The organism is Bacillus sp. EE-W1 (genome assembly GCF_009760835.1).
GTDB classification, from domain to species: Bacteria; Bacillota; Bacilli; order Bacillales; family Bacillaceae_G; genus Bacillus_A; species Bacillus_A wiedmannii.
The window spans coordinates 1-8,280 of sequence record NZ_WIPE01000015.1 but is presented as its reverse complement, the minus strand read 5'-3'; the positions used below and the strand labels follow the sequence as shown (position 1 = coordinate 8,280).

7 protein-coding genes are annotated in these 8,280 nt (G+C 33.7%); 6 read left to right on the top strand and 1 reads right to left on the bottom strand.

The window, feature by feature from the left end; translation table 11 throughout:
• Positions 1-330: 330 nt before the first annotated feature.
• Complete coding sequence (locus tag GFJ36_RS01275; RefSeq protein WP_097891369.1) at positions 331-2,265, top strand: glycosyltransferase; 1,935 nt, start codon at positions 331-333, stop codon at positions 2,263-2,265.
• A gap of 63 nt (positions 2,266-2,328) precedes the next feature.
• The gene (locus GFJ36_RS01270) at positions 2,329-3,105 is read left to right on the top strand and encodes a class I SAM-dependent methyltransferase (protein ID WP_088610424.1); all 777 of its coding nucleotides are present in this window, start codon (positions 2,329-2,331) and stop codon (positions 3,103-3,105) included.
• A gap of 40 nt (positions 3,106-3,145) precedes the next feature.
• On the opposite strand, the gene GFJ36_RS01265 is transcribed toward GFJ36_RS01270, so the two are convergent.
• Positions 3,146-4,090: an NAD-dependent epimerase/dehydratase family protein gene (locus GFJ36_RS01265; protein ID WP_097891375.1), complete on the bottom strand. Its 945-nt coding sequence runs from the start codon at positions 4,088-4,090 to the stop codon at positions 3,146-3,148.
• Positions 4,091-4,360: 270 nt separating this feature from the next.
• On the opposite strand from GFJ36_RS01265, the gene GFJ36_RS01260 reads away from it, so the two are divergent.
• The 4 genes from GFJ36_RS01260 (at position 4,361) to GFJ36_RS01245 (ending at position 8,273) form a co-directional block, all read left to right on the top strand.
• The gene (locus tag GFJ36_RS01260; RefSeq protein ID WP_097891371.1) at positions 4,361-5,155 is read left to right on the top strand and encodes a sulfotransferase family 2 domain-containing protein; all 795 of its coding nucleotides are present in this window, start codon (positions 4,361-4,363) and stop codon (positions 5,153-5,155) included.
• A gap of 204 nt (positions 5,156-5,359) precedes the next feature.
• On the top strand, positions 5,360-6,082 hold the full coding sequence (locus GFJ36_RS01255) for a class I SAM-dependent methyltransferase (RefSeq protein ID WP_097891373.1): 723 nt from the start codon (positions 5,360-5,362) through the stop codon (positions 6,080-6,082).
• A gap of 26 nt (positions 6,083-6,108) precedes the next feature.
• Complete coding sequence (locus GFJ36_RS01250) at positions 6,109-6,981, top strand: class I SAM-dependent methyltransferase (protein ID WP_088610427.1); 873 nt, start codon at positions 6,109-6,111, stop codon at positions 6,979-6,981.
• A gap of 215 nt (positions 6,982-7,196) precedes the next feature.
• Positions 7,197-8,273: a glycosyltransferase WbsX family protein gene (locus GFJ36_RS01245; protein ID WP_088121150.1), complete on the top strand. Its 1,077-nt coding sequence runs from the start codon at positions 7,197-7,199 to the stop codon at positions 8,271-8,273.
• Positions 8,274-8,280 lie beyond the last annotated feature (7 nt).

Genomic DNA, 8,280 nt, shown 5'->3' with positions numbered 1-8,280 from the left:
TATATTACACCTCTATATCCTAATCGTCAATACCTTTTATCCTTTTTATTTTATAAATTCTAAAGGGTATTGAACCTTCTTCATTTATACTCCGTTCCTAGAGATTAATAAATTGTTGCGATCACTTTCATAATTGACAGTTTATACTTTCTTACTTACACCTTTCTAAAGAATGAATAGCAAGCCAAACAAATATATATTAAAGGTAGCACTTTTTATTTCGAGTACATTCCAGCTGTATTCACAATTATCTCCTACCACTTCTCTCTAGGAATTATAAATATACCATGCATTTACTAAAAATCTAATTAACTTAGGAGGCGTTATGAAATGCATGTTAATAAGAAGATCATTTATGTATCCCATGATGCCCATTTCCACGGAGCACAGCTGCTTTCTTTACATACTATTAAAGCTCTTAAAGAAAACTTTCATTACTCCGTCGCAATTATTTCTATTGGAACGGGCATTTTAATCCACGATTTTCAAAAGTATGGTCCTGTTTATTGCCTAGAGGAAGACTACCCAACAGAAAAAAGGGTCGAATTATTAATAAAGAAGTTACTATCACAAGACTATACCATCGCCATATGTAGTACCGTCATAAGTGGTGACATAGTTGCATTACTAGCTAAACACAATATAAAAGTTATTTCATTAATACATGAATTGCCGCATTTAATACAACAGTACTCTGCCGAGGGGAAAGCGAGAAACATTGCCCAGTTTGCTTACAAAATTGTCTTCCCTTCACAGTACGTGTATGAAAAATTCCGTACAATCACCCAATTAGATCATCAAAAATGCCACATCCTCCCTCAAGGCTTGTTTAACCACAATCCTTATAAGAACAATATTGCAAAAGCTAGAAGCGAATTACGAAAAAAACACAACCTGCCTCTAGATAGCAAAATCATTTTGGGAGTAGGTTTTGCTGATCATCGGAAAGGGATAGATTTATTCTCACTTATTGCTTACTCAGTAAGAAAAGTTCATACGAATATTCATTTTATCTGGGTCGGGAGAACGGATGTTCATTTCTTTAACACACTATCCCCAAGATATACAGCACATTTCACATTAGTTGAGCCTACTCCAGATATCGGTTTATATAACGCCGGGGCTGATTTATATTTATTAACTTCAAGAGAAGATCCTTTTCCAAACGTTGTTTTAGAAGCATTAGATACAAAAGTCCCTGTTATAGGGTTTAAAAACGCTGGAGGTTTTGAAGATGTTGTTACGGAACAAACTGGCGCCTTAGTAGACTTTTTAAATTTACCGCAGGTGCTGGAAAGAATATATGAATTTATTGGAGATGAAGACTTACGATTACAAAAAGGGCGCTTTGGCCAAGAGCTTATTGAAAAAGATTTTAACTTTCTTCATTACATTTATCAACTGTTAAACCTACTTGATCATAATTACAAAAAAATAAGCGTAATCATACCGAACTATAATTACGAAAAATACTTACCTGACCGAGTTAAATCCATATTAAACCAAACCTATCCCCTTTACGAACTAATTTTCCTAGACGATGCCTCCACTGACAATAGCGTATCTATATTTAAACAGCTGCTCTCAAACGAAAATAAGCCCCACCTAAAAGTTCAGCAGATTATTAATGATAAAAACTCTGGTTCTGTATTTAAACAATGGATAAAAGGCGTCTCTGCAGCAACCGGTGATTATATTTGGATTGCAGAGGCCGATGACTTATGTGATCAGACATTTTTAGAAGAAGTAATACAAGGGTTTCATATAAATGGTGATGTTACCTTAAGCTACACACAATCAAAACAAATAGATGAACAAGGAAATATCCTGGCCAATCATTATTTAGATTACACAAATGATATTGATAAAGAAAAATGGAAAAGTTCTTATTTTCGAAAAGGGATAGATGAAATACAAGATACATTACTTATCAAGAACACCATACCTAATGTCTCAAGTGTAGTTTTTAAAAACATAGATATAAAAACAACAGAAAAACAATTAGAAAAGTTTAAAGTAGCTGGTGATTGGTTTTTCTATGTTTCTATTCTTAAAGAGGGGAACATTTATTTCAATCCAAAACCACTAAACTATCATAGACGACATACAAATAGCGTAACGGGAACAGAAGATTCATATTCCCATTACAGTGAAGTTGTACAAATGCAGAATTTCATTAAAGAAACCTTTACTATCGACAATATTTCAAAAAAGAAAATGTACACATATAGAAAGTATCTTAAAGCATATTTGAAGATTGAATGATATATTTTCTTCGCCATCAGTGTCTCTTGTAAGACGTTACTATCATTTAAGGGGGGTTACTCATTGAAAGAATTTATAGAGGCAAATAAAGATTTGATTTCTCAAATTGCACACAACTACAATGTAAATGCAAGTATCCATCCAGAGGATCATATCTTTCAATTCCTTGTCACTAATCCAGTCTTCCCATCTAAAAAAGAAGCGATAGATTATTATTTTCAAGATGGGAGAAAATCCGCAGAAACACTCTTAGATTTAATTACGTCCTTTTATCCTCCTATAGACACTCCAATAAAATTATTAGAATTCGCATCCGGATACGGCTGCGTAACACGTCATTTATTAAACCTACAAACGAACTTAAGTATAACTACCTGCGATATACATGAAGAGGCTATTACTTTTATTGAACGTACATTAAATACTTCTTCTATCTTGTCTCACCCTGAACCTGAACAAGTAAATTTGACCTCCTCTACGTATGATATCGTTTTTTGTCTATCCTTTTTTTCTCATATGCCTGATACAACTTGGTTTCGTTGGCTTCAAACATTGTATAATGCTGTTTCTCCTGAAGGCTTACTCATTTTCACAACTCATGGTTATCAAAGTAAAAAGTACTTCAGCTTTCCAGATTTAAATAAACAGGGTTATTGGTTTCTCCCTTCTAGTGAACAATTAGATTTGGATGTTCATCAATACGGGCAAACGATCGTTAGTCCCTCTTACGTATGTGACAAAATTAAATTATTACCCTATAACCCTGTCATCAAAAAATACACTGAAGGTTTTTGGTGGGAACATCAAGACCTTTGGGTAATAAAAAAAGAAATAAAATAATAAACCACGCTCTACTTATACAAAAGTAGGGCATGGTTTATTATTTTTTACTATATAAGAACTCTTCAATCCATAGCTTATTTAATCTAATTCCACTTTTGAAATCTATTTTCGGTTCCCAATTACATTCTCGTCTTACTCTATCTATATTTAAAATGATTTTTTGAACATTTTCTTGCCTTTGTTTATAGCAGGTAAAGTCCACTTTTCTTTCCGTTAATTTCTCCAATTCTACTATAATTCGTTTTAAAGAGAGACCCTTGCCGCTCCCTATGTTATACACACAAGATTTCAAACGATTTAATTGTGATAGTTGTATAGTGATTTCAACTAAATCATCGATATAAATATAATCTCGAATAATCTCCTGTGGATTCCCATATATATTAATCTTTTCATTACTGAGATGCTGATACAAAAAACAGTTTATTGCCCCAACTTTCTTTAAAGGATTTTGATATTTTCCATATGGATTAGAATATCTACATACAACATAGTCAATTCCGTATTTTTTCTTATAAAAGTACAAGTAATTTTCAAGCGACACTTTTGTTATTCCATAAGGAGAAAGTGGTTTTAATGGATGTTCCTCATCAATAGGTAAATATTTCGGTTCACCATAAACCGTGCCTCCAGAAGATGCTAATACAATTTTTTTAACAGGAAAATTTTTAACACTTTCCATGAAGTTAAGAAAAAAAAAGCTACTGTTTATATCTCCGAAAACATCTTCAATTGAAGTTGCTACATTAGACGTTGCAGCTAAATAAATAATAATATCCACATCCACTAAAGCTTTATATATATCTTCAACATTTGCTAAATCACCTTTAATAAATTCAACATCACTTATAATATTTTGAGGAAAATTATTTATATGTCTGGAAAATACTTTGACAGTTTGACCTTGTTTCAATAAACCTAATGCGAGGTTAATACCAATGAAACTATTTCCACCTACTATTAAATAATTATTCTTCCTCATAATATCCTCTCTAGTAATAAGATTTTTGCTTATCACACCTAGAAATGCAACTAAATGAACTTGGTCACTGCTATTATTCATCCTCTTATCATTGTATGCTTCCTATAAATTTTCATTATCTTTATTTTATATTTTCCTTTTAGAATCGCTATCTTATTTAAGCTGACCGCAAAAAACACTCATACTATTTACTCATTCCCATGAATATATTGGATTAGTAAAAACTTCCCTTCTCCATAAATAAAAATTTCAAAAAGGAGCACTACATGTATGAAGAGTATAAATCAGGAGCTTTTAAATCATGTAATCCTACATAAAGATCGAATCCCACATTTCCATAAAGACTTTCCACTTATACTATTCTGGAGCCATAGAAGCGGATGTACCGCCTTAGCTAATTGGTTCTTTTTTCAAATTGGATTGTTTAATGAAGCAAAGAAATACCATGACTTTATTCATTACTATGAATTCTGGGTGTATAAAAACAACACTAACTACATACCAGAGTTACAAAATGGGCTTCTAACAGCAAATAAAGATGTTTGTAAACTTGTACGGAATCCCTACAAAAGGGCCGTCAGCTCATTTTTATTACTTGCTGACAATCCATATGCTAGCCCTCAATGGGAAAATATCCGCCACTATTTGTATAATGACAAATATAGTAACCGTGGAGTATCATTTAAACAATTTTTATATTACATTCGAGCATTGGGTTCAAATTCCCTAGCAATGGACATACATTTTAGTCAGCAATACGTTCCAGGTGAAGAAAATTTCATCCAATACTATATTCCTTTAGAAGATTTTAATACACAAATCACCAAGATAGAACACACGTACGATTTGATTAAATCCAATTTAGAGCTTCTTACAAATTCAGATCATCATCGGGCTCATAAGATGCTTTATACAGGAAGCTATGCAGAACTCAGCATTACAGATGCCACCTTCCCTCGCTTCCCAACATATGAAAGCTTTTATGATGAAGAAACAATGGCGTTAGTTACAGAAATATATGCACAAGACTTTGAAATGTATCCGTACACAAAAGGGATATTCTAAGTCGATACATTCTTCAATGAATAAAAGCGAATGTATCGCATAGCATAAAGTGAAACTTTAATTAGCGTGGGGTTCTCTCCCGCTAATTATTCCATTCTACCAATCTCACTTTTATGGGTTCCCTAATTTCCACCCACTCTCTTTGATTTCACTGATTGTTGACGTGTGTGTCATATGCATTTTTTTACAAAGGAGTGATGTCATGTGGAAGGTAATTTGAAGCACAATAATGGATATTGCGTTATTTGTGAGAAGGAAACTACATTTATAGAGCATAATGATTGGCTTAGAGATCATTACTTATGTTCTACATGCCACTCTATACCAAGGCAGCGAGCTATAATCCATGTTTTAAATACATTTTTTCCTAAATGGGGTTCCTATCATATCCACGAATCCTCTCCTGGGGGAATTACAACTCAGCTACTTATAAAAAACTGCAAAAACTATACGTATTCTCAATACTTTAAAAACTATCCTCTCGGCCAATACTTTCAAGGAATTAGATGTGAGAACTTAGAAGATATGACTTTCCAAAATGAATCTTTTGATTTGTTCATTACTCAAGATGTCTTTGAACATGTAATGGAGCCAAACAAAGCCTTTAAAGAAATAGAGCGTGTATTAAAGCCTGGCGGTGCTCATGTGTTTACTGTCCCTTGGTATCATACACTCACAAAGACTTTACAAAGAGCAAGAATCAATAAAGAAGGAATCGAATATATTGAGGAGCCAATTTATCATGGTAATCCTATTGATGAGAAGGGGTCTTTAGTAACATTTGATTGGGGTCAAGATATGATTGAATATATTTATACACATGCAAATATGTATACCATTGTTTATTTACAAAAGGATAGATCACTGGGGTTAGATGCTGAATTTCTACACGTTTTTATTAGTAAAAAACACGAAAATAATTTTTAGGTACTATATAATTTGGAGGTTAACAAATGAATAACTTCAAGTTAGGAAATGATTTTGATAACCTTGTTAGCCCGCTTTCTGATGTTGAACTTCTAAATCTATTTATACAAAGTTGCTCACAAACAAAGATAAATGGCATCCCAGTACCTATGTTCCCCCCTGAAGAAATTCAACAACAGTTTGTAGGTGCTTCCTATGAACATGCTCTTTATGAAGCATATTTGTTTTATAGCCATGTAAAAACATATGCCCAAAATCTAGGTGTTCCTTTGAATAAAGGACGTAAAATTTTAGACTTTGGTTGCGGATGGGGAAGAATCATACGCTTCTTTTTCAAAGATGTTCGCGATGAAAATTTACTTGGTATTGATGTAGATCCCCTCATGATTACTCTTTGTAATGAAACGTTAGGAAGAGGGATATATAAAACAGCCAACCCACAACCTCCTGTAGAATTTATTAATGACAATTCATTAGATATCATATTCGCTTATTCTGTATTCTCACATTTATCCGAAGAAACAGCAGAAAATTGGATAAAGGAATTTTCAAGAATTCTTCGTCCAGGTGGCATCTTCATCGCCACAACACAAGCACGCTATTTTCTCGATTTCTGTCAACAATTTAAGGAACACCCTGAATTAATTCAAACGGGATGGCATAAAACTTTATCTCAAGCTTTTCCAGATATAAATCGTGCCATCTCGGATTATGAAAGCGGCAATTTTGTCCACAGCCCTACGGGAGCTGGAGACGTTAGAAACAGTAGCTTCTACGGGGAAACCGTTATACCTAGAACTTATATTAAAAACCACTATGAGAAGTATTTAAAGCTACGGGACTTTTTTGATGATACAAACCGGTTACCCCAAGCTCTATTTGTTCTCCAAAAAGATTAACTCTTTTCGCTCATTGTATAATGAAGATCATTTTGTATCTCAGCCGTATATATTAAATCATCAAAGATTTCCATATTAAGCACACTGTACAAAAGAATTCATTATGCAGCATAAACACAGTAAGTAAATAACATATCTCATGTTTTAACTAGATTCGAAAAATCAAAAGTAACTTCCCACCACTTGAACTACGAAGAACATAAGGGGGATATATCTTGAAAATAATCGCTTTTTACTTACCACAGTTTCATCAAATAAAAGAAAATGACCGATGGTGGGGGAAAGGGTTTACTGAATGGACAAATACTAAAAGTGCACGACCTTTATTTTCAGGACATTACCAACCTAGAGAACCTTATCAAGATTTTTATTATGACTTAACCACCCCATCCGTAAGAAAATGGCAAGCAGAAATCGCCAAAGCACATGGCATATATGGTTTTTGTTATTACCATTACTGGTTTAAAGGGAAGAGGCTATTGGAGGCACCCTTTAATGAGGTACTTAAGATGAAAGAACCAGATTTTCCATTTTGCCTTTCTTGGGCAAATGAACCGTGGACAAAAACTTGGGATGGTCTTGATAGTCACATATTAATGCCTCAAAATTATGGAGAATTATCGGATTGGAAAGAGCACTTTGAGTATTTATTGCAAGCTTTCCAAGATGAGAGATATATCCGTATAGACGATAAACCACTATTCATTATTTATCGCCCCGGGCATATCCCTCATTGTGAACAAATGCTTCATTATTGGAATACACTCGCACAAGAAAATGGTTTGAAAGGTATATACTTTGCAGAAACATTAAACAGCTTTCCACTTCCTAATATAAATGGATTTGATGCTAGCATTGAATTCGAGCCTTTTTATACAATTGCTCATGATAGCTCTTCAGACATAAATAAAACAATATATGAGTCTGGTAAACAAATAAACGCTTGGGATTATGATAAAGTGTGGATGTATATACTAAAACGATCTCCTCCAGAGAAAAAAACATTTCCTGGTGCCTTTGTTGACTGGGACAATACAGCACGCCGCAAAGACTTAAATAGCAGCATCTTCCTAGGTTCTACCCCTAGGAAGTTCACGATATATTTAAGCAAACAAATCCAGCGTACCTATTCTCTTTACAACAGCGAGTTTTTATTTATTAATGCGTGGAATGAATGGGCAGAAGGTACTTACTTAGAACCAGATAAAAGGTATGGATTCGCCTATTTAGAAGGAGTTAAGCAGGCAATTAACAGAGGTATGAAAGCATACAAAAAAGACGAGTCATTCTGACTCGTCT

Excerpts from the sequence above, each read along its gene's own strand:
- GFJ36_RS01260 (WP_097891371.1), top strand. The coding sequence starts at position 4,361 with ATGAAGAGTATAAATCAGGAGCTTTTAAATCATGTAATCCTACATAAA.
- GFJ36_RS01250 (WP_088610427.1), top strand. The coding sequence starts at position 6,109 with ATGAATAACTTCAAGTTAGGAAATGATTTTGATAACCTTGTTAGCCCG.
- GFJ36_RS01275 (WP_097891369.1), top strand. The coding sequence starts at position 331 with ATGCATGTTAATAAGAAGATCATTTATGTATCCCATGATGCCCATTTC.
- GFJ36_RS01265 (WP_097891375.1), bottom strand. The coding sequence starts at position 4,090 with ATGAGGAAGAATAATTATTTAATAGTAGGTGGAAATAGTTTCATTGGT.